The following is a 25169-nucleotide window of genomic DNA, read 5'->3' as shown; positions in this document are numbered from 1 at the left end:
CCGGTTACATTCCGAACCCGGAAGCTAAGCCTTACAGCGCCGATGGTACTGCAGGGGGGACCCTGTGGGAGAGTAGGACGCCGCCGAACGATTTTGGGAAAGGGCTCACACCTTATGGTGTGGGCCCTTTCTGCATTTCCGGCTCCGTGTGGGTCAGGCCCTTTTCTGGTGACAGAATGGGCCCCTTCTTTTTTCGGCTACAGGCGGCCGGCTGTCTTGAGGGCCAAGTAGGCGTCGGCCAGCGCCGGGGCCAGGTCGTCCGGTGCCGCGTCCACGACGGTCACGCCGTGGCGGCGCAGTTGTTCCGCCGTACGGTGGCGTTCGGTCTGGGCCTGGGCCGCCGACGCGGCCTCGTAGACGGCGTCCGTGCGGCCGCGGGCTTTCGCCATGCCCGCGATGTGCGGGTCCGCCACGGAGGCGAGAAGGACCGTGTGGCGCCGTGTCAGTTGAGGAAGGACCGGGAGCAGGCCCTCCTCGATGGGGGCCGCGTCGAGTGCCGTGAGCAGGACGATCAGGGAGTGGCGGGGAGCCGTACGCAGGGCTGTGGACGTGAGTCCGCGAGCGTCGGTCTCGAGCAGTTCGGGTTCCATCGCGGCCATCGCGTCGACCAGGGAGGGGAGGACGTCTCGGGCCGTGCGGCCCTGCACGAGGGCGCGGACCCGGCGGTCGTAGGCGAGGAGGTCGACGCGGTCCCCGGCCCGGGAGGCCAGGGCGGCCAGTAGGAGGGCGGCGTCCATGGAGGCGTCGAGCCGTGGGGCGTCACCGACGCGGCCCGCCGACGTACGGCCGGTGTCCAGGACGAGAAGGATGTGGCGGTCGCGCTCGGGGCGCCAGGTGCGTACCGCTACCGCGGAGTGCCGGGCGGTGGCCCGCCAGTCGATGGAGCGGGTGTCGTCGCCGGGGACGTACTCGCGCAGGCTGTCGAACTCGGTGCCCTCGCCGCGGGTGATCAGGCTGGTGCGGCCGTCGAGTTCGCGGAGGCGGGCCAGCTTGGAGGGCAGGTGCTTGCGGCTCGTGAAGGGCGGCAGCACCCGGACGGTCCAGGGGACCTTGTGGGTGCCCTGGCGGGCGAACAGGCCCAGGGGGCCGTAGGAGCGGATCGTGACGCGGTCGGCCTGGCGGTCGCCTCGGCGGGTGGGGCGGAGGCGGGTGGTCAGGCGCCGGCGTTCCCCCGCCGGGATCTTCACCTGGTGGCGGGAGGACGTGACCTCGGTGCCGGGCTGCCAGCTGCTCGGTGGCCAGGCGTCGCGGAGGTGGGCGCGCAGCGGGCGGTTCGACGGGTTGGTGACCGTCAGGGTGACGTCGGCCGTGTCGCCCAGGCGTACGGAGGTGTCGCCCGAGCGGGTCAGGCGCAGGCGCCGTACGGGGGCCGCGAGGGCGAAGTCGCAGGCGCAGGCGGCTGCCAGGGGCGCGTTGACGGCGAGGATGCCCGTCCAGCTTGGATCCCAGATGCCGACAGGGAGGGAGCCTAGGGCCGCGAGGAGTGCGGCGCGTCCGGTGAAGGCCATCAGCGCGGGACGGGGACGTGGGCGAGGATCGCGTTGATGACGGAGTCGGCGGTCACGCCCTCCATCTCGGCCTCGGGGCGGAGCTGGACGCGGTGACGCAGGGTCGGCAGGGCCAGGGCCTTGACGTCGTCGGGGATGACGTAGTCGCGGCCGGTGAGCCAGGCCCACGCGCGGGCGGTCGCGAGGAGGGCGGTGGCGCCGCGCGGGGAGACGCCGAGGGCCAGGGAGGGCGATTCGCGGGTGGCGCGGCAGATGTCGACGACGTAGGCCGTGATCTCGGGGGAGATGGCGGTCTTGGCGACGGCCGCGCGGGCGGCTTCGAGGTCGGCGGGGCCCGCTACGGGGCGTACGCCGGCCGCGTGCAGGTCGCGCGGGTCGAAGCCCTCGGCGTGGCGGGTGAGGACGTCGATCTCTTCCTGGCGGGACGGCAGCGGGATCGTCAGCTTGAGGAGGAAACGGTCGAGCTGGGCTTCGGGGAGGGGATAGGTGCCCTCGTACTCGACGGGGTTCTGCGTCGCGGCGACGAGGAACGGCTCCGGGAGGGGGCGGGGGGTGCCGTCGACGGTCACCTGCCGCTCCTCCATGGCCTCCAGGAGGGAGGACTGGGTCTTGGGCGGGGTGCGGTTGATCTCGTCGGCGAGCAGGAGGTTGGTGAAGACCGGGCCGGGCTGGAAGGAGAACTCGGCGGTGCGGGTGTCGTAGACGAGGGAGCCCGTGACGTCGCTCGGCATGAGGTCCGGGGTGAACTGCACCCGCTTGGTGTCGAGTTCGAGGGCGGACGCGAGGGTGCGGACGAGCAGGGTCTTGGCGACCCCGGGGACGCCTTCGAGGAGGACGTGTCCGCGGCACAGGAGGGCGACCACGAGGCCGGTCACGGCGGGGTCCTGGCCGACCACGGCTTTGGCGATCTCGGCGCGCAGGGCCTCCAGGGAGGCTCGGGCGGCGCCCTGGTCCCCGGTCTTCCCGGCGTTGTCAGTGGTCGGGTCCATCATGGACGGCGTACCTCTCTTTCGAGGGCGTCGAGTTGATCGGCGAGGGAGACGAGTGCCGCGTCGTCGCCGGGCGGCGGGCCGAAGAGGAGAGCGTGCAGGGGCTGTCCGTCCCCGCCGTGGTGGTGGGCGGAGAGCGCGGGGAGCAGTGCCTCGGGCGCGTGCGCCTGGGTGAGGGGGACACCTACGAGGGGGGCGAGGCGGATGCGTGTGGTGGAGCGAAGAGCGGTGGCCGCGCGGTCGCGGGCGTTCGCCTTCCGGTAGAGGCGGGCCCGGCCTTCGACGGTCTCGGAGGCGCGGATCGCCACGGGGAGTTTCTCGGGGACCAGAGGGCCGAGCCGGCGTGCCCGCCACAGGGCGGCCACGGCCGCGGCGATGAAGAGCTGCAGTGTGCCCCAGAGCCAGCCCGAGGGGAGCAGGTCGAAGAAGCTGCGCCGGTCGTCCGTGCCGGCGGCCGAGGCGTCGGAGAGCGTGGGGAGGTACCAGACCAGATGGGGGCGGGAGCCGAGGAGTTGCAGGGCGAGCGAGGCGTTGCCCTGCTCGTCGAGGCGGTCGTTGAGGAGGATGTCGGGTGCGCCGATGACGACGGTGTCACCGGTGCCGTCGCTCTCCGGGATGCGCAGAAGGGTGGCGAGGCGGTTGCTGGGGTAGCACTCGTCGGCGGCGAGGTGGGTGGTGGTGTAGCGGATGCCGCCGAGCTCGGCGGTGCCGGCCCGGCGTGCGGCGGGCAGGGCGCAGTCGGGGGAGAGCGCCGAGTCGAGGCTGTTCGCCGGGTCCGCGGTGACGCCGGGGGCGAGCCGTTCGACCGACGGGCTGCCGGGCGCGACGAGGATCGTGCGGCCTCCGGCGCCGGCGGTCGCCGTGCGCAGTGCCCTCTGCTGCCGGTGGGTGAGCAGGTCGGGGGCGGCGACGAGGAGGGTGGTGTCGGTGTCGGCGGCGGCGCGGGCCGCGTCCAGGGTGGTGACGACGGTCGTGTCCACCCCGCGGGCGGCGAGGAGTTCGGCCACGGCTCTGCTGCCCTGGCGGTCGGCGGAGCGGGGGTCGAGGGTGCCGTGCCGGGCGTCGGAGCGGATCGTGGCGATCGCGACGGCCGCCGCCAGGAGGAGGACGACGGCGAGGGCGATGCCCCGCGTGCGGGTCCACACATGGCGGGCGGTGGGCGAGGCCGAGGTGGACGGGTGCGTGGCCTCGGTCGTCATCCGGCGGCTCCCTGGCGGTCCTGGGGGGCCGTGCCGGGGGCCTGGGCGGCGAGTTGCGGCTTGGTGGTCTCCAGGTCGCGGTCGAGGGCCGCGAGGTTCTCGTACGTCTGCCGGTTCGCGGCCCGTCCGCCGTATGTGACGTCGTCGAAGGCGCGGGCGGCGGCCCGCAACCGGTCGGTGTGGGCGGGCAGGGAGCGGCCGGCGTCGGCGGCGGCCTCGTCCGCGGTGCGGCCGGGGCGGACGTCGAGGAGCGCGCGTTCCTCCAAGGCGCGGACGATGGCGCGCATGCGTTCCTGGACGGCTCGGTTCCAGTGGCCCTGGGCGGCGTGGGCCTCGGCGGCGGAGCGGTGGTCGGCGGCGCTGCGGGGGCGGTCGTCGAACAGGGCGGCGGACGAGATCGGTTCGCGGCGCGGGGTGCCCAGGCGCCACCACAGGAGGCCGACTACGGCGAGGACGACGAGGATGACGACGACCAGGCCGAGTGGGCCGCCGGGGGTCACGGCCGAGGCGCTGTCGAACAGGTCCTCGACCCAGGCCCAGAAGGCGTCCAGCGCGCGCTGGAACCAGCTGGGGTCGTCCTCGTGGTACATGCTCTTGGACAGCTCGCGCCGGGCCGCCTCCCGCGCGGGGTCGCGCGGCGTCGTCAGCGGCGGCGTGTCGTCCGAGGCCGCCGCCGACGCGCGTACGGCGGCGTCACCGGCGCGCAGGAAGGCGCGTGCGGCCGCTCCTGGCAGCCCCGGTACCGCTGTGAGAACTCCCCCCGACGGACTCACCGATTCAGCTCCCCGGAGTGCCGGTGCCGGGGGCCTGGACGCCGGCCGCGCGGGCCAGTTCGAGGTCGAGTGCCTCGCGGCGGATGCGCTGGTCGATGTAGAGCAGCACGGTCACACCGGCCGTGATGGGCAGGGTGATCATGGAGCCGATCACCGAGCCCACACCGCTGACGATGAGGAAGGTCCAGCTGAAGTCGGTGGTCCCGTCGAGAATACTGGCGGCGCCCTCACCGCTGACCGCGCCGGCCAGGAACGTGAACGGGATGACGACGATCGCCGCGACGACGTTCGCGATGATCATGGCGAGAAGCTGGATGCCGAACACCCGCCACCAGGAGCCCTTGACCAGCTTCGCGGAGCGGCTCAGCGCCTTCCTGATGCCCTGCTTCTCCAGCATCAGCGCGGGGGAGGCGAGGGAGAACCGGAACCACAGCCACAGCGCGACGACGGACGCGCCGATCGCGCCCAGGGCGCCCAGGGCGATCCCCGCTTCACCGGAGCCCGAGGCGGCCAGGACGATGCCTGGGACGGCGCCCGCGAGGGCCACGCCCACGGTCATGAGGAGCAGCACGAACAGCAGGCCGAAGAGGCGCGGCACCTGCGGACGGGCGTCGCGCCACGCCTCGCCGGTGCTGACCGGCTTGCCGAGCACGGCGCGGCTGGTGACGGTCGTCAGCAGGGCGGTGGCGATCACGGTGCCGATCGCCGAGATCAAGAGGATCACGCTGGAGTTGAGCAGGGAGTCGCCCATGGCGCGGGTGAGCTCGTCGAGGGTGGCGCTCGGGTCGTTGAGGGCGTCGGTGCTGACGCGGTCGTCCAGGAGGAAGCGCTGGACGAGGATGACGAGGATCTCCGTCACGACGGCGACGGTGAGGGAGATGCCGAGGACCGTGCGCCAGTGGGTGCGCATGGTGGAGACGGCGCCATCGAGGATCTCCCCGACGCCCAGGGGGCGCAGGGGGATCACGCCGGGCTTGGCGGCCGGCGGAGGTCCGCCCCAGCCACCGCCCCAGCCGCCGTATCCGCCGGGAGGTCCGTAGCCCTGGGGGGCGCCTCCCCAGCCGCCGGGCGCGCCGGGGCCGGCCGGGGGCCTGGTGCCCCAGCCCGGGCCGGGCGGCGGGGGCGGCGCCTGGCCGGGGGCCTGGGTGCCCGTGGGGGCGGACCACTGGCCCGCCGGCGGCTGCTCCTTGGACCACTTCGGACCGGGGGCCTGCTCGTCCGCCGGTGGCTGCTGCGCGGTGTCGGCGCTGTCCGCGGGCTCGGCAGGACCGGACGCACTGGGCTCCTGCCCGTCGGACGGGGCGGATCCGGGCGAAGCCCAGCCCGGAGTGTCTTTCATCGTCGCTCCTTCACGGTGCGCGTCCGCGGTCGCGGCGGCAGTTCGGCGCCCATCGTGCCATGGGGGCATCGGGGAGGTACCCGCCGAGGTATGGCCTGCTTCCCTTCAATTGTCTGCCAAATGCGGGGCAGACTGACGGCATGGCTGATCAGTACGCGCATCGCGGCGAGGACGACAGGCCGACCGAGATACCGGCGATCCGGTGGGACGAGCCACCGGAGGGGCCGGTTCTGGTCCTGCTGGACCAGACGAAACTGCCCGCGGAGGAGGTCGAGCTGGTGTGCACGGACGCCTCCGTGCTGGTGGAGGCGATCCGGTCGCTGGCCGTGCGCGGGGCGCCGCTGCTCGGGATCGCCGGGGCGTACGGGGTCGCGCTCGCCGCCGCGCGCGGGTTCGACGTGGACGCCGCGGCCGACGAGCTGGCGGCTGTCCGTCCGACCGCGGTGAACCTCGCGCTCGGGGTGCGCAGGGCGCAGGACGCCTACCGTGCCGAGCTCGCCGCGAGCGGGGACACCGGGCGGGCGGCGTCGGCGGCGCTCGCGGCGGCGCGTGCGCTGCACGCGGAGGACGCCGAGGCGAGCGGCAGGATGGCGGAGCGGGGACTGGCCCTGCTGGACGAGCTGCTGCCCGCCGGCGGGCACCGCATCCTCACGCACTGCAACACCGGGGCGCTGGTGTCGGGTGGTGAGGGCACCGCGTTCGCGGTGGCGCTCGCGGCACACCGGGCGGGGCGGTTGAGGCGGCTGTGGGTGGACGAGACGCGGCCCCTGCTGCAGGGGGCGCGGCTGACGGCGTACGAGGCGGCGCGCACCGGCATGGCGTACACGCTGCTCGCGGACGACGCGGCGGGTTCGCTGTTCGCGGCCGGTGAGGTGGACGCGGTGCTGATCGGGGCGGACCGGATCGCGGCCGACGGTTCGGTGGCTAACAAGGTCGGTAGCTATCCGCTCGCGGTGCTGGCGCGCTACCACCATGTGCCGTTCATCGTGGTGGCGCCGCTGACGACGGTTGATCCGGCGACGCCGGACGGGGCGTCCATCGAGGTGGAGCAGCGTCCTGGCTTCGAGGTGACGGAGTTCGCCGTGCCACAGGCGCCCGGCGTGGGCGGTGGTCCGGGCAGTGGGATCCCGGTGGCGCCACTGGGGACACAGGCGTACAACCCGGCGTTCGACGTGACACCGCCCGAGCTGATCACGGCGATCGTGACGGAGGAGGGCACCGCGTCCCCTGTGACGGCCGAGGCGCTGGCCGAGCTGTGCGCGAGGGCGGGGTCGACAACGCGAACGACATGATCCGGTCATGACGGCAGGGTGGTTGGAGGGGGTCAAACCCCCTCCAACGGAAACGGCTCTCGCTCCTGGGGCCATGGACCGCCGGCCATGGGCGCCGCGCCTTCTGTCGGGCCGGTGCCCGAACCCTCCAGGGCACTGATGCCCAGGCAAAGGAGGGGCCGGATCCTTCAGCATGCGCTGCGCCATGCTCCCGGCGCATGCTGGATGAGCGGCGACGGACCTGGCTGAGGGCAAGGGTTCCGCGACACCGCCTGGGTGGAGCCGCGCATGAAGGTTCTGGTCACCTGGGGTGCCGCCGTGCCGGCGGACCTCGCGCCCGAGTATCCCCCCGAAGTCCGGGCTCGCCTCGAGCGTGACCACGAGGAGCGCGCGATGCCGGATCAGTTGAACATCGCACTTTCAGGACAGGCGCCCACAGCGCTTGCCGAGGACGTCTCTCTCGCGACTCCGCTGACGGCACCCCGCATCGCCGGTCGCGACGCCGCTTCGGCAGCTCTCCGTACGTACCAGCAGGCGCTCGGCGCGCCTGAAGCAACAGTCCGGCTCAAGGGGGACGAGCTGGAGGGGGTCGTGTACAGCGCGAGCCCCGGTGGACGAGAGACCGAGATCGTCGCGCTCGCCCGGCGCGACCCGGCGGGCCTGATCGCCACCGTCGACGTCTACGGTCGGCCGTGGCCATTCATGGCCGCTCTGCGTGACGTGATCGCGAAGACGAACCCCGCGCTGGCGGACCCGAGCCTCGGATCCGGACCGTACACCCCGGAGGGGCCGACACCGGTCTGGGTCGACCACCCGGCCGTCCCGCCGCTGGCGCAGGACGTCACCCTGTACTCCCCGATCCTGCGCGAAGAGCCGACGGGGAAGGCTGTCGTCGGGCCCGTCCTCGAAGCGGCGGCGCAAAGCTTCAGCGACCTCAAGGTACGTGCCGTCCTCGACATCGAGGGCCGGTCGGGATTCGCGGTGGTGATCGACGAGTACGTGGACGGCGGTCACGTTCAGCAACTGGTCGAAGCCTTCACGCTCAACGATGCGGGCGAGGTCGGGGGGATCCGCATCTTCACCCGCCCATGGCTCGTGACCGCCCACTTCCGGAACAGCATGCACGCCCTGCTGAAAGACACTCTCGGCCCCGAATTCTGGGAGGGGCCCGAGTCGGAAGATCCTTTCCCGGCACCCTGACATGAGGGCCGGCCCCCGCCGGTGACACCTGTGAGTGCTCTCTCGACCACCTGAGCTGACATCCCCGGGTGACGTCGACAGCGGCGGACGAGGGCAGACAGTGACGGTGCAGTACGACTAAGGTCACTGGCCGGTGACCTACCTCACCTGAGTCTTCGCCACCGTTATGAGAATGGGATGATGTCGTTTATGAAGGGACGAGTCCTTGTCGTCGACGACGACACCGCACTGGCCGAGATGCTCGGCATTGTGCTGCGTGGTGAAGGTTTTGAGCCGTCTTTCGTAGCCGACGGCGACAAGGCGCTGGCCGCATTTCGCGAGACCAAGCCCGATCTGGTGCTGCTCGATCTGATGCTGCCCGGCCGGGACGGCATCGAGGTGTGCCGCCTGATCCGTGCGGAGTCCGGCGTGCCGATCGTCATGCTGACGGCGAAGAGCGACACGGTCGACGTCGTCGTCGGCCTGGAGTCCGGCGCCGACGACTACATCGTGAAGCCGTTCAAGCCGAAGGAGCTCGTGGCCCGCATCCGGGCGCGGCTGCGGAGGTCGGAGGAGCCGGCACCGGAGCAGCTCTCCATCGGTGACCTGGTCATCGACGTGGCGGGGCACTCCGTGAAGCGGGAGGGGCAGTCCATCGCGCTGACGCCTCTGGAGTTCGACCTGCTGGTCGCGCTGGCCCGCAAGCCGTGGCAGGTGTTCACGCGCGAGGTGCTCCTCGAGCAGGTCTGGGGCTACCGGCACGCGGCCGACACCCGGCTCGTCAACGTCCACGTCCAGCGACTGCGTTCCAAGGTCGAGAAGGACCCCGAGCGCCCTGAGATCGTCGTGACCGTCCGCGGTGTCGGATACAAGGCAGGGCCGAGCTGACATGTCCCAGGACAGTGCCGCTACGGCCCCCGGTCCGACCGGGACCCGTCGGGAGCGGCCTGTCGGCCGGAACACGGCGGGTTCCCGCTGGGGGCGGTTTCTGGAAGGCGGGCTGCTGCAAGGAGGGGTTCAGGGCAGCCCGGTCCTCCGTCTGCTTCTGCGCTGGGTGCGCCGGCCGTTGCTGCCGGTCATGCGGCTGTGGCGGCGCAACATCCAGCTCAGGGTCGTCGTCTCGACCCTGGTGATGTCGCTGGGCGTCGTCCTGCTGCTGGGCTTCGTCGTCATCGGGCAGGTCCGCAACGGCCTGCTCGACGCGAAGGTGAAGGCGTCGCAGAGCCAGGCGACCGGCGGGTTCGCGGCGGCCAAGCAGCGGGCGGACGAGTCCGCGGCGGGTTCCGCCGACGACGGGGCCGCGGCGGACGAGCGGTCCCGGCAGAACGTCATCCAGTGGATGAGCGACACCGTCTCGTCGCTGTCCAGCGGCGGGCAGGGCGCCTTCGAGGTCGTGACGCTTCCCGCCTCCGCGGGCAGTGAGACCGGGGGGCGCGGCCGGCGTGCCTCCGGCGGGGTCGACCCGACCGCGAGCGTGCCCGAGGCGCTGCGGGAGCGGATCGACGGCGCCACCGGCGTCTTCCAGAGCTACACCCGGATCGTCTACCAGCCGAGCGCCCACAAGGAGTCCCAGCCGGGCCTGGTGATCGGCAAGCAGGTCAGCGACCCCAACGGGGACCTGTACCAGCTCTACTACCTCTTCCCGCTCACGCAGGAGGAGAAGTCGCTCAGCCTGGTCAAGGGGACGCTGGCGACCGCCGGACTCTTCGTCGTCGTCCTCCTCGGCGCCATCGCCTGGCTCGTGGTGCGCCAGGTCGTCACCCCCGTACGCATGGCGGCGGGGATCGCCGAGCGGCTGTCGGCCGGGCGGCTCCAGGAACGGATGAAGGTCACCGGCGAGGACGACATCGCCCGCCTGGGTGAGGCCTTCAACAAGATGGCGCAGAACCTCCAGATGAAGATCCAGCAGCTGGAGGACCTGTCGCGGATGCAGCGGCGGTTCGTCTCCGACGTGTCGCACGAGCTGCGCACGCCGCTGACGACCGTCCGGATGGCCGCCGACGTCATCCACGAGGCGCGTGAGGACTTCGATCCGGTCACCGCGCGGTCGGCGGAGCTGCTGGCGGACCAGCTGGACCGGTTCGAGTCGCTGCTCGCCGACCTGCTGGAGATCAGCCGCTTCGACGCCGGTGCCGCCGCGCTGGAGGCCGAGCCGATCGACCTGCGGGAGGTCGTGCGGCGCGTCGTCAGCGGCGCGGAGCCGCTCGCCGAGCGCAAGGGCACCCTGATACGGGTGGTCGGTGACCAGCAGCCCGTCGTCGCCGAGGCGGACGCCCGCCGGGTGGAGCGCGTGCTGCGCAACCTGGTGGTCAACGCCGTCGAGCACGGCGAGGGCCAGGACGTCGTGGTCAAGCTGGCGGCGGCCGGCGGAGCGGTCGCGGTCGCGGTGCGCGACTACGGCGTCGGACTCAAGCCCGGCGAGGCGACCCGCGTGTTCAGCCGTTTCTGGCGGGCCGACCCGGCCCGTGCGCGGACCACGGGCGGTACCGGTCTGGGCCTGTCCATCGCGCTGGAGGACGCGCGGCTGCACGGCGGCTGGCTCCAGGCGTGGGGGGAGCCGGGCGGCGGTTCGCAGTTCCGGCTGACACTGCCGCGCACGGCCGACGAGCCGCTGCGGGGCTCACCGATACCCCTGGAGCCGAAGGACTCGCGGCGCAACCGCGGTCTGGACGACGCCGGTCTGCCCTCCGGGGGCAAGTCCGCGACGGTACCGGCCCAGACCCAGGGCGAGCAGGGACCGCTGCGGCCGGTGCGCGACCCGATCGCGCCGCGGCAGAGCGCGGCCCCCAAGGCCGACCCGACGGCCCTGCCCGGCAGCGGGGCCCGGGTGGTGCCCCGGCCCATGTCGGGCACACGGCGGCTGGAGAACACCATCGGTGAGCAGCCCGGTGAGAAGGACGTGCCGGGCGAGGCGGCCGGGAAGGCCGCGGAGTCGGACAAGCAGGGGGAGACATCTCGTGGGCGCTGACCGCAAGCAGGCTGCCCGGCGGCAGGGACCGGGGCGCGCGGCGGCCTTCGCGGCCTGCGGCGCCGTCCTGCTGGCCGGATGCGCCTCGATGCCCGACAGCGGTGATCTGCGCGGGGTGGAGTCCACGCCGCGGCAGGACGCGCAGGTGCGGGTGTTCGCCGTGCCGCCGCACGAGGACGCGTCGTACTCCGAGATCGTCACAGGCTTCCTGGAGGCGCTGACCAGCGACGACCCGGACTACGAGATAGCCCGCAAGTACCTCACCCCGCAGGCGTCGGCCAAGTGGCACCCGCTGCGGTCCACGACCGTGCTCGCCGACGGCCCCGGCGCCCAGCCCGACCGGGTGAGCCGCGAGGAGAGGGACAGCCTGTCGTACACGCTGACCGGCACCCGCGTCGCCACGGTGGACGCGGAGCAGTCGTACGCGCCCGCCGACGGCGACTACCGCGAGACCATGCACCTCACCCGGGACAAGAGGACCCGTCAGTGGCGCATCGACGTGCCGCCGAGCGGGGTCGTCATGGGCCGGTCGGACTTCCAGCGCAACTACCTGTCGGTCGACCGCTACTACTTCGCCACGGGCGCCGGCGCCGGGACGTCCCCGCACACGGCGGCCGTCGCCGACCCCGTCTACGTGCGCCGGAACGTCGACCCGGTGACCGAGGCGGTGCGCTCCCTGCTCCGGGGGCCCACGCGCTGGCTCGACCCGGTGGTCCGGTCGAGCTTCCCGACCGGGACGGCGCTGCAGGACGCCTCGGAGTCGCTGACGCCGGACGACCAGAACAAACTGACGGTGCCGCTGAACGGCAGGGCGGCGCGGGCCGGCGTCGACAAGTGCCAGGAGATGGCCGCCCAGCTGCTGTTCACCCTCCAGAACCTCACGCCCACGATGGACGAGGTCGAACTGCGCGCGGGTGGCCGGCAGCTGTGCCACCTCGCCGCGGGGGACGCCGAGGAGATCGCCGTGCGGGGTTCGGTGAAGCGCGCCGACTATCTGTACTTCCTCAATGACAAGCACCGGCTGGTACGGCTGGCGGCGGCGACCGACGACACCGAGCCCATCCCGGTGCCGGGCGCCCTCGGGGAGGACGTCGAGCTGGGCTCGGCGGCCGTCTCGCGCGACGAGGACATGGCCGCCGGGGTCGGACTCGACGGCAGGAACCTGTACGTCGGGGCCCTGGTGTCGGACGGCCCGCTCGGGGAGCCCGAGCTGACCAGCGCGGGTCCGTCCGCCGGGAAGCGGCTGTCGGCGCCCAGCTGGGACGCGCAGGGCGACCTGTGGGTGGCCGACCGCGACCCCCGCGAACCGCGCCTTCTCCTGCTGAAGAAGGGCGTGGACGACCCGGTCGAGGTGAGGACCCCGCCGGGCCTGGAGGGCCGTGTCGAGTCGGTACGTGTGGCCGCCGACGGTGTACGCGTCGCCCTCATCGTGAAGACGGGCGGGAAGTCCTCCCTGCTCGTCGGGCGGATCGAGCGCGGCGAGGACGGCGGGGGCGGCGACGGCTCCGGTGTGTCGGTGCACGAACTGCGCTCCGCGACGCCCGAGCTGGAGGAGGTCACGGCCATGTCGTGGGCCGGGGACAGCCGGCTCGTCGTGGTCGGCCGCGAGAAGGACGGCGTGCAGACGATGCGGTACGTGCAGGTGGACGGCTCCACCCCGGAAGGGCCCTCTCCCGCGGCCCTCAGCGGCGTCAAGGAGATCACCGCGTCCGAGGACGCGCGGCTGCCGCTGGTCGGGTACTCGGAGGACGGAATCGTACGGCTGCCGTCCGGGGCGCAGTGGCAGAAGATCGTCACGGACGGGACGGCGCCGGTCTATCCGGGCTGAGCCGGGCGCGGCCGTTCGGTTTTCGGGCGGGGGCCGAAGCGTCGGGCCGGCCCCGGGTTTTGTGTTCGGGTCGGCGGCTTTCGCCCGGACGGATTGCGCACGGCCGCGTCCGGTTTTCGCGGGTGGGCCCCGGTTGTTTCCTCCGGCGCGCTCCGGGCCGTTGTTTTTCGGATTCGGTGTGGGGGTGAACGAAATTCAGCCCCGGTGGACGGGAAACCGGTTCCGGAAGTAGCCGTCGCTTTTCCACAGGCGGTTATCCACAGGGGTGGCGGGTCCGTGCCTCCGTCGGCACAGTGGAGGCCATGCGGGGGTGGTGGCGGGACCTCACCGATCTGGTGCTGCCGGCCGAGTGCGGGGGCTGTGGGAAGCCTCGTACGGTGCTCTGCCCGGAGTGCCGTGCCGTCCTGACCGGGACCGTACCGAGCCGGGTGCGACCGGTGCCGGAGCCGCGCGGGCTGCCCGTGGTGCACGCGGCGGCCCGGTACACGGACGAGGTGCGGGCCGTGCTGCTGGCCCACAAGGAACGCGGCGCGCTGGCCCTGGCGGCACCGCTCGGAGCGGCGCTGGCGCGGGCCGTGCGGGCGGGGCTTCGCGAGAGCCATGACGCCGACGCCCCCGGGGCGTCCGTCTCCGCCGGTGGGGACGACTCCGTGCTGCTCGTGCCCGTCCCGTCCGCGCGGGCGGCGGTGCGGGCCCGTGGACACGATCCCGCCCGGCGGATCGCGCTCGCCGCGGCGGGTGCGCTGCGGCGGACGGGGACGCCGGTGCGGGTGGCCGCCGTCCTGCGGCAGGCGCGCGGGGTCGCCGACCAGACGGGGCTCAGTTCCCGGCAGCGGCTGGTCAATCTCGCGGGTGCGCTCTCCGTCGTCCCCGGCGGCGGGCGGCTGCTCGCCGGGGCGGGACCGTGGTGCTCGTGGACGACCTGATGACGACAGGGGCGTCCCTGGCGGAGGCGGCGCGTGCCCTCCGGGAGGCGGTGGTGGCCGGGCCGGCCGGCGGCGACCTGGACATCCGCGCGGTCGGCGGCCGCTCCGGCCGAACGGAGGAGGGCTCGCGCGCGTATGGAGGAGGGAACGAGAGGGACGGGGAGTGTGGTGACGCGTCGACGGCTGTGTATCACGCGGGAAGTCGGGAAGGCAGAGGGGAAGAGGGTGCTGGATCGACGGAGGGTGCGGTGCGGCGAACACGTGTCATGCCGGGAATCGACGGCCGCGGACGGGCCGGTTCTGCGATCCGCGCGGCCGTGGTCGCCGCCGCCCCTGATTCCTTCGAAATAAATCGGAACTGACGGGGAAGTTGCATCGTTGCAGGTGACGAGAGGATCAATTCACCTGAACGGAGGTACACGGTAGTAGAGGGTGACGACATCCCTCCGGGCGAGATATGTTCGGTTGTGAGGGAAAGGCCCAGGCCATCCCCGCTGTAGCCGAATGCCGTGCTGTGGGTTTTCGAACCATCACCCTCGGCCATGGGGTGGAGATCTTGCCCATGGGGGAGGAGGAGGTGGAAGTCGCCGAGTCCGAGGTTCCGGGGCCTACCGGAGCCTGGTGCAAAAGGGAGATGCTCCGCCGTCGGAGCGGAGCGATCCGGGAACGGAGTTCTGCGTGGACATCGTCGTCAAGGGCCGCAAGACCGAGGTGCCCGAGCGGTTCCGCAAGCACGTGGCCGACAAGCTGAAGCTGGAGAAGATCCAGAGGCTCGATGCCAAGGTGATCAGCCTCGACGTCGAGGTGTCCAAGGAGCCCAACCCGCGACAGGCCGACCGCTGCGACCGGGTGGAGATCACCCTGCGTTCCCGCGGTCCGGTGATCCGGGCGGAGGCAGCGGCCAGCGACCCGTACGCGGCGCTCGACCTCGCGGCGGAGAAGCTGGACGCCCGGCTGCGCAAGCAGCACGACAAGCGGTTCTCACGCCGGGGCGCACGCCGGCTCACAGCGGCCGAGGTGCCCGACCACGTCCCCGGTGCCGCGACGCTGAACGGCAACGGGCAGACCTTCGAGACCGAAGAGCCGGACGCGATTCCCACCACGAAGATCGGCTCGCTGGAGGTGAAGGGCGAAGGCCCGCTCGTCGTGCGCGAGAAGACGCACGTAGCCTCCGCGATGACTCTCGACCAAGCCCTCTACGAGATGGAGCTGGTCGGGCATGACTTCTATCTCTTCGTCGACTCCGAGACGAAGGAACCGAGCGTCGTCTACCGACGCCACGCCTACGACTACGGCGTCATCCATCTGAGCACGGACCCGATGGTCACCGAGGTGCAAGCACCAGCGGCCGGTGGCACGCTGGGCGGCTGACCCACCCGGCCGACGGCTGAGCCGGTGCCCCTGGAGCGCGTGTGCGCCCCCAGGGGCACCGGTGTGCGACCACTTCGCGCCCCGCACGTCACCGCACTGTCGGCCAGGCATGGAATCATGACCGGACGGCCCAACCGATGGGCCACTGCCTTGGGTTGGCGATGGCATGCGACCAGCCACAGCCTCAGGGGGAGGAACCATGACGGACAGCTTCGGACCGCTGCGGGACGAGGATGCCGACGGTGATGTCGTCGGCATGGGCCCGGACACGGGCTCTCCGCGCAAGGAGCCGATCAGAGTCCTCGTCGTGGACGACCACGCCCTGTTCCGCCGTGGACTGGAGATCGTGCTCGCCGCCGAGGAGGACATCCAGGTGGTGGGGGAGGCGGGTGACGGCGCCGAGGCCGTCGACAAGGCCGCCGACCTGCTGCCCGACATCGTGCTGATGGACGTTCGCATGCCCCGGCGGGGCGGCATCGAGGCCTGCACCTCCATCAAGGAGGTGGCCCCCAGCGCGAAGATCATCATGCTCACGATCAGCGACGAGGAGGCCGACCTCTACGACGCCATCAAGGCGGGTGCGACCGGCTACCTCCTCAAGGAGATCTCCACGGACGAGGTCGCCACCGCCATTCGCGCGGTGGCCGACGGGCAGTCCCAGATCAGCCCGTCCATGGCGTCGAAGCTGCTCACCGAGTTCAAGTCGATGATCCAGCGGACGGACGAGCGCCGGCTCGTGCCCGCGCCGCGACTGACCGACCGGGAGCTGGAGGTCCTCAAGCTCGTCGCCACCGGGATGAACAACCGGGACATCGCCAAGGAGTTGTTCATCTCGGAGAACACCGTGAAGAACCACGTGCGCAACATCCTGGAGAAGCTGCAGCTGCACTCCCGGATGGAGGCCGTGGTGTACGCGATGCGCGAGAAGATCCTCGAGATCCGCTGACCCGGGCGGGCGGGGCCCTCCCGGGTCACGCCATCAGGCGTGCGAGCTCCCGGCCGAGCGGTTCGCGCAGCTCCGGGATGTCGACCCGCTCCACCCGCGCGTCCGTGCAGTCGACCCAGCTCGCCGCCTCGGCCAGCGCCTGCGCCACCGCCGGTACCGCCTTCGGGCCGGCCAGCGAGACCTGCTTCGCCACCAGGGTGCGGCCCTCCCGGGCCGGATCGACCCGGCCGACCAGACGGCCGCCGGCCAGGACCGGCATGGCGAAGTACCCGTGGACGCGCTTCTGCCGGGGGACGTACGCCTCCAGGCGGTGGGTGAAGCCGAAGATCCGCTCGGTGCGCGCACGCTCCCAGATCAGCGAGTCGAACGGCGACAGCAGCGTCGTACGGTGGCGGCCGCGCGGCGGAGTGCCGAGAGCCGCCGGATCGGCCCAGGCCGGCTTGGCCCAGCCCTGCACCGTGACCGGCACCAGCCCCGAGTCGGCGATCACGGCGTCGACCTGCTCGCCCTTGAGACGGTGGTAGTCGGCGATGTCCGCGCGCGTGCCCACTCCGAGCGCCTGACCGGCCAGACCGACGAGGCGGCGCAGGCACTCGGTGTCGTCCAGGTCGTCGTGCAGCAGGGACGCGGGGATGGCGCGCTCGGCGAGGTCGTACAGGCGCTTCCAGCCGCGGCGCTCGACGCACACCACCTCGCCGTACATCAGGGCGCGCTCGACGGCGACCTTCGCACCCGACCAGTCCCACCACTCGCTGGTGCGCTTGGCGCCGCCCAGCTCGGTCGCGGTCAGCGGGCCCTCCGCGCGCAGCTGCTTGATCACCTGGTCGTAGGCGCCCTCGGGGAGCTCGTGGTTCCAGTGCGGGCGGGCGCGGTAGGCGCGGCGGCGGAAGGCGAAGTGCGGCCACTCCTCCACGGGCAGGATGCACGCGGCGTGTGACCAGTATTCAAAGGCGTGGGTGTCGGTCCAGTAGGCCGCCTCGACCGCCTTGCGGCCGACCGCGCCCAGGCGGGCGTACGGGACGATCTCGTGACTGCGGGCCAGCACGGAGATGGTGTCGAGCTGGACCGCGCCGAGGTGCCGCAGGACGCCGCGGACGCCGCCCCGGCGGTCGGGCGCGCCGAGGAACCCCTGCGCGCGCAGGACGATGCGACGGGCCTCGTCGGCCGAGAGGTGGAGGGTGGGGCGCGGGGTCGTCATGGTGCGCACCTTAGGCCGTGGCACTGACACTCGGACGTGAGCTGGGACTTCGTCCATGACCGGCCCGGCGGGGGGCTACGACGGCGGCCGCCGCGCGGGCAGATAGGGGGCCGTGGACGGCAGGCCCAGGTCGGACGGGAGCAGGGAGCCCACCCAGCAGTCGCGGCGCACGCCCTGGTGGATCAGGGCCGAGCGCAGGGTGCCCTCGACGGTGAAACCGGCGCGCTCGGCCACCGCGCGCGAGGGCCCGTTGCCCGCCTCGGCGCGCCACTCGACGCGGTCCACGAGCAGGTCGGAGAAGGCCCAGCGGGACACGGCGAGCACGGCCTCGGTGACATAGCCGTGGCCGCGGTGCTCCTTGGTGCCCCAGTAGCCGATCTCGGCTGAACTCATGGACCGCATCGTGAGGCCGATCATGCCCACCAGGTCCCCCTCGCGGGGGAGGAACAGCCCCCAGGTGAACATCGAGCCGTTCCGCCAGCCGTCCGGGACCAGCTCGTGCGTGAAGCTGTGGGCGTGCTCGCGCAGATAAGGGGAGGGGATGGTGGTCCAGCGCTGGATGTCGGGGTCCTGGGCGGCCTCGTACACGGCATCGGTGTCGCCCGGGCCGACGGTGCGCATCAGGAGGCGGCCGGTGGTGAGCGTGACGGGTTCCATCGGGCGATTCTCCTCAAAGGGCCCCGCGACGCGCCATCCGATACGCGGCGCACGAGCGGGACACGGCCGCGGGGAGTGAGCGCGCGACCGCGTTCGGCACAATTCGCCGGCGAACGCGGCACCATCCGCCACCCCCGGCCGTTGTCCCTTTGACGGAGATTTGAAGCAGCGGAGGCCCGGCGCCACCGGCAGGCTCCCGGCGCGGCGGGGTCCTCGCATACGATGGCCGTTGCTCAGTCAAGTCAGAAGGAAAACCGACCGTCCCAGGCCCGACCGGCAAGGAGACCAACCCCCGTGTCCGTCCTCTCGAAGATCATGCGTGCAGGCGAAGGCAAGATCCTGCGCAAGCTGCACCGCATCGCGGACCAGGTCAACTCCATCGAAGAGGACTTCGTCGACCTCTCCGACGCCGAGCTGCGGGCCCTCACCGATGAGTACAAGCAGCGCTACGCCGACGGCGAGACCCTGGACGACCTGCTGCCCGAGGCCTTCGCCACCGTGCGCGAGGCGGCCAAGCGCGTCCTGGGCCAGCGTCACTACGACGTGCAGATGATGGGTGGCGCGGCGCTCCACCTCGGCTATGTGGCCGAGATGAAGACCGGTGAGGGCAAGACGCTCGTCGGCACGCTCCCCGCGTACCTGAACGCGCTGTCCGGCAAGGGCGTCCACCTCATCACGGTCAACGACTACCTGGCCGAGCGCGACTCCGAGATGATGGGCCGCGTCCACAAGTTCCTGGGCCTGAGCGTCGGCTGCATCCTCGCCAACATGACGCCGGCCCAGCGCCGCGAGCAGTACGCCTGCGACATCACGTACGGCACGAACAACGAGTTCGGCTTCGACTACCTCCGCGACAACATGGCGTGGTCGAAGGACGAGCTGGTGCAGCGCGGCCACAACTTCGCCATCGTGGACGAGGTCGACTCCATCCTCATCGACGAGGCCCGTACGCCGCTGATCATCTCCGGCCCGGCCGACCAGGCCACCAAGTGGTACGGCGACTTCGCCAAGCTGGTCACGCGCCTCAAGCGCGGCGAGGCCGGCCAGCCGCTCAAGGGCATCGAGGAGACCGGCGACTACGACGTCGACGAGAAGAAGCGCACCGTCGCCATCCACGAGTCCGGCGTCGCCAAGGTCGAGGACTGGCTGGGCATCGACAACCTCTACGAGTCCGTGAACACCCCTCTGGTGGGCTACCTGAACAACGCCATCAAGGCGAAGGAGCTCTTCAAGAAGGACAAGGACTACGTCATCATCGACGACGAGGTCATGATCGTCGACGAGCACACCGGACGTATCCTCGCCGGCCGCCGCTACAACGAGGGCATGCACCAGGCCATCGAGGCCAAGGAGGGCGTGCCGATCAAGGACGAGAACCAGACGCTCGCCACGATCACCCTCCAGAACTTCTTCCGCCTCTACAAGCGGCACGACCACAGCGGCAAGGAGATGCCGGGCCTGTCCGGCATGACCGGTACGGCGATGACCGAGGCCGCCGAGTTCCACCAGATCTACAAGCTCGGTGTGGTGCCCATCCCGACCAACCGGCCGATGGTCCGCAAGGACCAGTCCGACCTGATCTACCGCACCGAGATCGCGAAGTTCGAGGCGGTCGTCGACGACATCGTCGAGAAGCACGAGAAGGGTCAGCCGATCCTCGTCGGCACGACGTCGGTCGAGAAGTCCGAGTACCTGTCCCAGCAGCTCAGCAAGCGCGGTGTGCAGCACGAGGTGCTCAACGCCAAGCAGCACGACCGTGAGGCGATCATCGTCGCCCAGGCCGGGCGTAAGGGCGCGGTCACGGTGGCCACCAACATGGCCGGCCGCGGTACCGACATCAAGCTCGGCGGCAACCCCGAGGACCTCGCCGAGGCCGAGCTGCGCCAGCAGGGCCTCGACCCCGAGGAGCACATCGAGGAGTGGGCCCACTACCTGCCGGCCGCCCTGGAGCGGGCCGCGCAGGCGGTGAAGGCCGAGAAGGAAGAGGTCGAGAAGCTCGGCGGTCTGTACGTCCTCGGCACCGAGCGGCACGAGTCGCGCCGGATCGACAACCAGCTGCGTGGTCGTTCCGGCCGTCAGGGCGACCCGGGCGAGTCCCGCTTCTACCTCTCCCTCGGTGACGACCTCATGCGCCTGTTCAAGGCCCAGATGGTCGAGCGCGTGATGTCCATGGCGAACGTCCCGGACGACGTGCCGATCGAGAACAAGATGGTCACGCGCGCGATCGCCTCCGCGCAGTCGCAGGTCGAGACGCAGAACTTCGAAACCCGTAAGAACGTCCTGAAGTACGACGAGGTCCTCAACCGGCAGCGCGAGGTCATCTACGGCGAGCGCCGCCGCGTCCTGGAGGGCGAGGACCTGCACGAGCAGGTGCAGCACTTCATGGACGACACGATCGACGCCTACGTCGCCGCGGAGACCGCCGAGGGCTTCGCCGAGGAGTGGGACCTGGACCGGCTGTGGGGCGCCTTCAAGCAGCTCTACCCGGTGAAGGTCACCGTCGAGGAACTGGAGGAGGCGGCCGGCGACCGCGCCGGACTCACCGCGGACTTCATCGCCGAGTCCATCAAGGACGACATCCGCGAGCAGTATGCGGCCCGTGAGGCGCAGCTCGGCTCCGAGATCATGCGGGAGCTGGAGCGCCGGGTCGTGCTGTCGGTCCTGGACCGCAAGTGGCGCGAGCACCTCTACGAGATGGACTACCTCCAGGAGGGCATCGGCCTGCGCGCGATGGCGCAGAAGGACCCGCTGGTCGAGTACCAGCGCGAGGGCTTCGACATGTTCACCGCCATGATGGAGGGCATCAAGGAGGAGTCCGTCGGCTACCTGTTCAACCTGGAGGTCCAGGTCGAGCAGCAGGTCGAGGAGGTCCCGGTCGAGGACACCAAGCCGGTGGCCGACCTGGAGAAGCAGGACGCGGTGCCCGCGCAGGCGGGTGCGCGCCCCGAGATCCGCGCCAAGGGCCTGGAGGCGCCGCGCCGCCCGGACCGGCTGCACTACACCGCGCCCAAGGTGGACGGCGAGGGCGACATCGTCGAGGGCGACTTCGACAACGGCGACGAGCCGGTGCGGTCCGAGGCCGACGGCCTGACGCGCGCGGAGCGCCGCAAGCAGGCGCGCGGCGGACGCCGCCGCAAGAAGTAGCCGGGACGCGCGCGAGCGCGTCGACGGCCACAGGCCGCAAGGGCCGGGCCTCCTTCGGGGGCCCGGCCCTTCGCCGTGGGTGGCCGGGGTGGCCGAGGCGGCCCCGACGGTGGGCTACGGGGCGCCGGTGTGATGCCGGGCGCCGCTCAACGGGCTCGCGGCGCCCGGCCGCCCAGGCAGCCCCTGCCGGTCGCACAGGTGCACGTCGGCCGTCCGGATCCACGACTGTGCAGCGCCGGCACAGGTCGCCGGCCGCTCCGACCCGGAACGTCTGGCTGCGCTGCCGCCGCGCCGGGCCGGGGCCCCGGACGGGCCCGCTGCCGCCGCGCCCCTGCCGTTCAGTCGTCTTCCGTGCGAGGCCCGGGCGGGCGACCCAGTTCCACCGCTGTGCAGCGCCGGTGCAGTGGCCGCCTCGCTTCGGTCGGAACGTCACGGGGCCGAGGCTGGGGCCCCGGACGGGCCCGCTGCCGCCGTGCCCCTGCCGTTCAGTCGTCCTCCGTGCGAGGTCCGCGTGGGCCGTCCGGATCCACGGCCACGCAGCGCCGGCGCAGGTCGCCGGCCGCTGCGGCTGGAACGTCACGGGGCCGGGGCCGGGGCCCTGGACAGGCACGCGACCCCGCCCCTACCGTTCAGTCGTCCTCCGTGCGAGGTCCGCGTGGGCCGCCCAGTTCCACCGCTGTGCAGCGCCAGCGCAGGTCGCCACCCTGTTCCAGGCGGAACGCCATGGCGCGCAGCTGGTCTCCGGCGCCGATGCGGGCGAAGACCTCGACGGCGCCCAGGCGGGGCTCGAACCAGCCGATGTCCCGGACGACCGGACGGGTGCCCCGGGTGCGCAGCGGGCCGCGCTCGGCCAGCCGGGCGAGGTCGTCGTAGGCGCGGCCCGCGGTGTGGCGGAGCATCGAGTGGACGGGACGCTGGCCGCTCAGGACGAGGAGCAGCCGGTCGGCGAAGACGTCGGTGGGCCGGGGGCGGGGGAGCGGTCCGGATACCGGAGGAGTGGCTGTCCCCCTGCTCGGGGCGGCGGCGGAGGGGGCCGGGCGGCCGTCCGCGGGCCGGGTGCGGGACCGGGGCGGCGTGCTGCCGGGGGAGCCCGGAGGCCGGGCGCCGGGGGACGTCGTACGGGAGGAGCCGCCGCTCGGTGTGCGGGGCGGGGAGCCGGCGGGCCGGCGTGTGTCACGGCGGGCCGGAGGGCGGCCGGCAGGGCGGTGCTGGGCCCTGGTCATGACCTTGTTCATGGAGTCCCCGATCGGCGGGCCCGGCTCATACCGGGCGGTAACTTCGCGTTCGCTGATCTTGTACGGGGTCGCCCGGGGCGGCGGCAAGGAAGAGGGAGCCCGGGTCGGAGCGGGCGGAAGGTTCACCTATCAGGGTGACGGGCGGGCGCTCGGGCCCGTGCCGGCGGGGCGGCACCGGGTGAGTCGCCGGACACGGGTGGACGCGGGCGGAAGAGGTGACGGGGACTCGAAAGGGGACACCCCCACGTATCCTGAAGGCCGCCTCGGACGGCATGGAAGCGGCCCGTCCGGGGTCCTGCGGAGCCTCACGTGTACGAGCGAGTACGAGAAAGCGGTCAGTCATGCGCGTCTACGTCCCCCTGACCCTCCCCGGTCTCGCCGAGGCGTACAAGACGGGCGACCTGGGGGCCGAGCTCGTCGCGTACGCGGTCACCCCGGCGTTGCGCGAGTGGTATCTCTCCGACGACATCGAGGAGCTGGAGTACGCCGCGCTGAACCGGGCCGCCATGGCCTCGCTGCGGCTGCTCGCGGCGGACCCCGGCGCGCGGCGCCGCCGGGTCGTGGTCGCCGTCGACGTGCCCGACAAGGCGGCCGTCGCCGACCCGGACCGGGGGCTGGACCCGTCGGCGCTGGGCGAGGTGCGGGTCTCCGGGAGCGTACGGCTGGCCAAGGCCGCCGCGGTGCACGTGGACGCCGACGACGCCGAGGCGGACGTGGCGGCGGCCGCGGGGGCGCTGGAGGCGGCGGACGGCGGGGACGACGACGCCCAGTTCGTCGTGGACGGCGCGGAAGACCACGAACTGCTCTGGTACGCCACGCAGGAGATCCCGAACCTGGTGGACCTGCCGGACTGAACCGGTCGCGCGGGTCCTCTCGGGGTGCCGGCCGGACGACCTGGCCCTGTCTTGATTGTCGGTGCGGCCGGGTACGGTTTTCGACATGGGGAAGCAGTCAGGGGCGCACATCGTCTGGGACTGGAACGGGACGCTGTTCCATGACAACGACGCGATCATCCGGGCCACTAACGCGGCCTTCGGGGAGCTGGGGCTCGCCCCCATCACGATCGAGCAGTACCGGGCGCTGTACTGCGTACCGGTGCCGAAGTTCTACGAGCGGCTGCTCGGACGGCTGCCGACGGACGCCGAGTGGGAGGTCATGGACGTGACCTTCCACCGCCACTACGCCGAGCACCGGGTTGCGTGCGGCCTCACCGAGGGCGTGGTGGAGCTGCTGTCGGGCTGGCGGTCGGCGGGGCGCAGCCAGTCGATCCTCAGCATGTACGTGCACGACGAGCTGGTGCCGCTGGTGCGGCGATTCGGCATCGAGGGGCACTTCCTGCGCGTCGACGGCCGGGTCGGGCCGTCCGGGGGGAGCAAGGCCGACCACATGGCGCGGCACATCGAGGCGCTGGCGGGCGTGGACCCGACGCGCACGGTGGTGATCGGGGACGCCGCCGACGACGCGGTGGCCGCGCTGCACGTGGGGGCGCGGGCCGTGCTCTACACCGGCGGCTCGCACAGCCGGGCGAGCCTGGAGACGGTGGGCGTGCCGGTCGTGGACACGCTCGCGGAAGCCGTCGTGGAGGCGGAGCGGCTGGCCGCCTGAGGCGGGCCCGGTGCCGGCCCCGCCCCGGATCGGTGGCCGGCCTCAGCTCACCGGCGCCTTCGCCCGCAGCACCGTCAGGAACTCGCGCATCCACGCGGAGTGGTCCGGCCAGGCGCGGGACGAGACCAGCGTGCCGTCGACGACCGCCTCGGTGTCCTGGAAGGTGGCGCCCGCGGCCTGCATGTCCAGCTCCAGGGCCGGATAGGCCGTCACACGGCGACCGCGCAGGGTGTCGACCGCGGCGGTGATCAGGGGGCCGTGGCAGATCTGCGCGACCGGCTTGTCGGAGTCGAAGAACGACTTGAGGATCTTGCGCAGCTCCGGATCGTTGCGCAGGTACTCGGGGGCCCTGCCGCCCGGGATCACGACGGCCGCGTACGCGCCGGGGTCGACCTCGGAGAAGGCGAGGTCGGCCGGCCAGGTGTAGCCGGGCTTCTCGGTGTACGTGTCGAAGCCGGGTTCGAAGTCGTGCACGACGAACTGCAGCTTCTTGCGGGTGGGCGCCGCGATGTGGACCTCGTAGCCCTCCTCGCGCAGGCGCTGGTAGGGGTAGAGGACCTCCAGCGACTCCGCGGCGTCGCCGGTGACGATGAGGATCTTCGCAGTCATGGCGGGTGGGCTCCTCTCCTTGCCCGGCCGGCGGCTCCGTCGGCCGGCCTGGGGGCAACGTGCCGCCGCGCGCGAAACGTGGCAAGACCCTGCGGCGGGGAGACGACCGCTGTTTTCGGACGCACGGCTCCTCCGGACGGCCGGTTGCCGGGTGCCGTCCCTGCGGCTGCGGTGCCGCCGCGCCTGCTCACCAGGCTGCCCCCGGGGGCCCCGCCCCGCCAGTTACGCCTCGCCCGCCCCGATCGCCCCTGTGCAGAACGTCAAAGTTGGCCCCCCGGTTTTGTACACATACGGCTCATGACGGGCCCCCCGTGCGGAGCGATAGCCTGGGTGGCGTGATCAGCGCGATAGCTCGCGGGGGCGACGATGCCCCTGCCCCGCGCCCGGCGACCGCGGAGGACATCCGTGACCGGGCGCCGCTCGC

19 protein-coding genes, 1 rRNA gene and 1 pseudogene are annotated in these 25169 nt (G+C 72.2%); 12 read left to right on the top strand and 9 right to left on the bottom strand.

From position 1 onward, the window contains the following. A 5S ribosomal RNA gene (gene rrf, locus ABZ899_RS30190) occupies window positions 1-89 on the top strand; the annotation flags it as partial. Between the two features lie 108 nt (window positions 90-197). On the opposite strand, the gene ABZ899_RS30185 is transcribed toward rrf, so the two are convergent. The 5 genes from ABZ899_RS30185 to ABZ899_RS30165 are packed head-to-tail and all read right to left on the bottom strand — an operon-like array spanning window position 198 to window position 5808. Continuing rightward, window positions 198-1508 carry a DUF58 domain-containing protein gene (locus ABZ899_RS30185; protein ID WP_361352073.1) on the bottom strand — a complete coding sequence of 437 codons (1311 nt, stop codon included), beginning with the start codon at window positions 1506-1508 and terminating at the stop codon, window positions 198-200. Continuing rightward, entirely contained in the window at window positions 1508-2497 is a 990-nt protein-coding gene (locus ABZ899_RS30180) for a MoxR family ATPase (RefSeq protein ID WP_361352070.1), read from the bottom strand. Before ABZ899_RS30180 ends, ABZ899_RS30185 begins: the two co-directional genes overlap by 1 nt. Continuing rightward, complete coding sequence (locus ABZ899_RS30175) at window positions 2497-3696, bottom strand: DUF4350 domain-containing protein (RefSeq protein WP_361352067.1); 1200 nt, start codon at window positions 3694-3696, stop codon at window positions 2497-2499. Before ABZ899_RS30175 ends, ABZ899_RS30180 begins: the two co-directional genes overlap by 1 nt. After that, window positions 3693-4469, bottom strand: coding sequence for a DUF4129 domain-containing protein (locus ABZ899_RS30170; protein ID WP_361352064.1), 777 nt, complete (start codon window positions 4467-4469; stop codon window positions 3693-3695). Before ABZ899_RS30170 ends, ABZ899_RS30175 begins: the two co-directional genes overlap by 4 nt. A gap of 4 nt (window positions 4470-4473) precedes the next feature. Then, complete coding sequence (locus ABZ899_RS30165; RefSeq protein ID WP_361352061.1) at window positions 4474-5808, bottom strand: glycerophosphoryl diester phosphodiesterase membrane domain-containing protein; 1335 nt, start codon at window positions 5806-5808, stop codon at window positions 4474-4476. Between the two features lie 140 nt (window positions 5809-5948). Between ABZ899_RS30165 and mtnA the strand changes: the two genes are divergently transcribed. From mtnA to ABZ899_RS30125, 8 genes and pseudogenes are all read left to right on the top strand, one after another. Next, window positions 5949-7100 (top strand): S-methyl-5-thioribose-1-phosphate isomerase, encoded by a 1152-nt coding sequence (mtnA, locus tag ABZ899_RS30160; RefSeq protein ID WP_361352058.1) that lies wholly within the window; start codon window positions 5949-5951, stop codon window positions 7098-7100. Window positions 7101-7367: 267 nt separating this feature from the next. Further along, entirely contained in the window at window positions 7368-8279 is a 912-nt protein-coding gene (locus ABZ899_RS30155; protein ID WP_361352055.1) for a hypothetical protein, read from the top strand. A gap of 177 nt (window positions 8280-8456) precedes the next feature. Further along, window positions 8457-9146, top strand: a complete 690-nt coding sequence (gene mtrA, locus ABZ899_RS30150; RefSeq protein ID WP_361352053.1) for a two-component system response regulator MtrA — start codon at window positions 8457-8459, stop codon at window positions 9144-9146. Between the two features lies 1 nt (window position 9147). Next, window positions 9148-11226: an MtrAB system histidine kinase MtrB gene (mtrB, locus tag ABZ899_RS30145; RefSeq protein ID WP_361352050.1), complete on the top strand. Its 2079-nt coding sequence runs from the start codon at window positions 9148-9150 to the stop codon at window positions 11224-11226. Between the two features lie 88 nt (window positions 11227-11314). Beyond that, complete coding sequence (locus ABZ899_RS30140; RefSeq protein WP_361352081.1) at window positions 11315-13054, top strand: LpqB family beta-propeller domain-containing protein; 1740 nt, start codon at window positions 11315-11317, stop codon at window positions 13052-13054. Between the two features lie 302 nt (window positions 13055-13356). Next, window positions 13357-14342 (top strand): annotated as a pseudogene (locus ABZ899_RS30135) (ComF family protein). Window positions 14343-14601: 259 nt separating this feature from the next. Beyond that, entirely contained in the window at window positions 14602-15351 is a 750-nt protein-coding gene (raiA, locus tag ABZ899_RS30130; RefSeq protein ID WP_361352047.1) for a ribosome-associated translation inhibitor RaiA, read from the top strand. A gap of 199 nt (window positions 15352-15550) precedes the next feature. Then, entirely contained in the window at window positions 15551-16297 is a 747-nt protein-coding gene (locus tag ABZ899_RS30125) for a response regulator transcription factor (protein WP_361352044.1), read from the top strand. A gap of 25 nt (window positions 16298-16322) precedes the next feature. On the opposite strand, the gene ABZ899_RS30120 is transcribed toward ABZ899_RS30125, so the two are convergent. Both ABZ899_RS30120 and ABZ899_RS30115 read right to left on the bottom strand, forming a co-directional pair. Next, complete coding sequence (locus ABZ899_RS30120) at window positions 16323-17495, bottom strand: crosslink repair DNA glycosylase YcaQ family protein (protein ID WP_361352041.1); 1173 nt, start codon at window positions 17493-17495, stop codon at window positions 16323-16325. Window positions 17496-17570: 75 nt separating this feature from the next. Continuing rightward, complete coding sequence (locus tag ABZ899_RS30115; RefSeq protein WP_361352038.1) at window positions 17571-18152, bottom strand: GNAT family N-acetyltransferase; 582 nt, start codon at window positions 18150-18152, stop codon at window positions 17571-17573. 294 nt (window positions 18153-18446) lie between these two features. Here ABZ899_RS30115 and secA point away from each other — a divergent pair, with 294 nt between their 5' ends. Further along, on the top strand, window positions 18447-21296 hold the full coding sequence (secA, locus tag ABZ899_RS30110) for a preprotein translocase subunit SecA (RefSeq protein ID WP_361352035.1): 2850 nt from the start codon (window positions 18447-18449) through the stop codon (window positions 21294-21296). A gap of 629 nt (window positions 21297-21925) precedes the next feature. On the opposite strand, the gene ABZ899_RS30105 is transcribed toward secA, so the two are convergent. Then, the gene (locus ABZ899_RS30105) at window positions 21926-22531 is read right to left on the bottom strand and encodes an Rv3235 family protein (RefSeq protein WP_361352032.1); all 606 of its coding nucleotides are present in this window, start codon (window positions 22529-22531) and stop codon (window positions 21926-21928) included. 341 nt (window positions 22532-22872) lie between these two features. Between ABZ899_RS30105 and ABZ899_RS30100 the strand changes: the two genes are divergently transcribed. Beyond that, complete coding sequence (locus ABZ899_RS30100) at window positions 22873-23385, top strand: hypothetical protein (RefSeq protein WP_361352029.1); 513 nt, start codon at window positions 22873-22875, stop codon at window positions 23383-23385. 85 nt (window positions 23386-23470) lie between these two features. Continuing rightward, window positions 23471-24136, top strand: coding sequence for an HAD family hydrolase (locus ABZ899_RS30095; RefSeq protein WP_361352026.1), 666 nt, complete (start codon window positions 23471-23473; stop codon window positions 24134-24136). 42 nt (window positions 24137-24178) lie between these two features. Here the strand turns inward: ABZ899_RS30095 and ABZ899_RS30090 are convergent, their stop codons facing one another. Then, complete coding sequence (locus ABZ899_RS30090; protein ID WP_361352023.1) at window positions 24179-24745, bottom strand: DJ-1/PfpI family protein; 567 nt, start codon at window positions 24743-24745, stop codon at window positions 24179-24181. Window positions 24746-25169: the final 424 nt, after the last annotated feature.

This window comes from Streptomyces sp. NPDC046859, from assembly GCF_040645135.1.
GTDB lineage: Bacteria > Actinomycetota > Actinomycetes > Streptomycetales > Streptomycetaceae > Streptomyces.
The sequence above is the reverse complement of the archived record's forward strand: the minus strand, read 5'-3'. Positions and strand labels throughout refer to the sequence as shown.

Excerpts from the sequence above, each read along its gene's own strand:
- ABZ899_RS30115 (WP_361352038.1), bottom strand. The coding sequence starts at position 18,152 with ATGGAACCCGTCACGCTCACCACCGGCCGCCTCCTGATGCGCACCGTC.
- ABZ899_RS30090 (WP_361352023.1), bottom strand. The coding sequence starts at position 24,745 with ATGACTGCGAAGATCCTCATCGTCACCGGCGACGCCGCGGAGTCGCTG.
- ABZ899_RS30165 (WP_361352061.1), bottom strand. The coding sequence starts at position 5,808 with ATGAAAGACACTCCGGGCTGGGCTTCGCCCGGATCCGCCCCGTCCGAC.
- ABZ899_RS30100 (WP_361352029.1), top strand. The coding sequence starts at position 22,873 with ATGCGCGTCTACGTCCCCCTGACCCTCCCCGGTCTCGCCGAGGCGTAC.
- ABZ899_RS30180 (WP_361352070.1), bottom strand. The coding sequence starts at position 2,497 with ATGGACCCGACCACTGACAACGCCGGGAAGACCGGGGACCAGGGCGCC.
- mtrA (WP_361352053.1), top strand. The coding sequence starts at position 8,457 with ATGATGTCGTTTATGAAGGGACGAGTCCTTGTCGTCGACGACGACACC.
- mtnA (WP_361352058.1), top strand. The coding sequence starts at position 5,949 with ATGGCTGATCAGTACGCGCATCGCGGCGAGGACGACAGGCCGACCGAG.
- ABZ899_RS30120 (WP_361352041.1), bottom strand. The coding sequence starts at position 17,495 with ATGACGACCCCGCGCCCCACCCTCCACCTCTCGGCCGACGAGGCCCGT.
- mtrB (WP_361352050.1), top strand. The coding sequence starts at position 9,148 with ATGTCCCAGGACAGTGCCGCTACGGCCCCCGGTCCGACCGGGACCCGT.
- ABZ899_RS30140 (WP_361352081.1), top strand. The coding sequence starts at position 11,315 with ATGCCCGACAGCGGTGATCTGCGCGGGGTGGAGTCCACGCCGCGGCAG.
- ABZ899_RS30105 (WP_361352032.1), bottom strand. The coding sequence starts at position 22,531 with ATGAACAAGGTCATGACCAGGGCCCAGCACCGCCCTGCCGGCCGCCCT.
- ABZ899_RS30125 (WP_361352044.1), top strand. The coding sequence starts at position 15,551 with ATGACGGACAGCTTCGGACCGCTGCGGGACGAGGATGCCGACGGTGAT.
- ABZ899_RS30155 (WP_361352055.1), top strand. The coding sequence starts at position 7,368 with ATGAAGGTTCTGGTCACCTGGGGTGCCGCCGTGCCGGCGGACCTCGCG.
- ABZ899_RS30185 (WP_361352073.1), bottom strand. The coding sequence starts at position 1,508 with ATGGCCTTCACCGGACGCGCCGCACTCCTCGCGGCCCTAGGCTCCCTC.
- ABZ899_RS30095 (WP_361352026.1), top strand. The coding sequence starts at position 23,471 with ATGGGGAAGCAGTCAGGGGCGCACATCGTCTGGGACTGGAACGGGACG.
- ABZ899_RS30175 (WP_361352067.1), bottom strand. The coding sequence starts at position 3,696 with ATGACGACCGAGGCCACGCACCCGTCCACCTCGGCCTCGCCCACCGCC.